The 598-nt window shown below is 59.5% G+C and carries 1 protein-coding gene; it reads right to left on the reverse strand.

Translation table 11 applies throughout. The features are described 5' to 3' along the window. Positions 1–598 (reverse strand): ATPase, T2SS/T4P/T4SS family (locus tag KDH83_RS31220; RefSeq protein ID WP_212322984.1); only part of this gene is annotated, 598 nt, incomplete at both ends.

The following is a 598-nucleotide window of genomic DNA, read 5'->3' on the forward strand; positions in this document are numbered from 1 at the left end:
CGGTCAAAGACATCGAACGCGCTGTTAGCGTGAGTGGTCGTTACCGATCCTGGGTGGCCAGTGTTTAGGGCCGTGAGGTACTCCCAGGCTTCGGGTCCGCGCAGCTCGGAAAGGAGGATCCGATCGGGTGAGCTGCGCATGCAGGCCGCGATGCAATCGAAGGCGGAAACCTGGCCGACGCCGTTGCCGTAGATCAGGTGGATGCGATTGCGATGATTGGGCAGCCACAACTCGTGGACATCCTCGATAGTTGCCACACGCTCGTCGAGTGGGACACGTTCGATCAAACTGCGTGCAAACGTAGTCTTGCCCGAGCCTGTCTTGCCCCCGATGATGATGTTGCGGCGAAATTGCACCGCCTGATGCAGAAACTCGCGGATGCGGCCGGCTTCCTTGAGTTCGAGGAGCTCACGGTCTTCGTCGGTCAGCACCGAAGGGTCACGCAGTTCCTTCCAACTGCTGAATGCGCCTTCTGTATCCAGCTCGTCCAACGTCTTGACCAAGGTGCTGTGCTTCCGAATGCTGATCGACAATGTGCCGTCAATCATGGCGGGCGGCTGCATGGCCTGGAAGCGTTCGCCGCCAGGTAGGACCAAAG

This window comes from Achromobacter sp. Marseille-Q0513, from assembly GCF_018195695.1.
Lineage (GTDB): Bacteria > Pseudomonadota > Gammaproteobacteria > Burkholderiales > Burkholderiaceae_B > Achromobacter.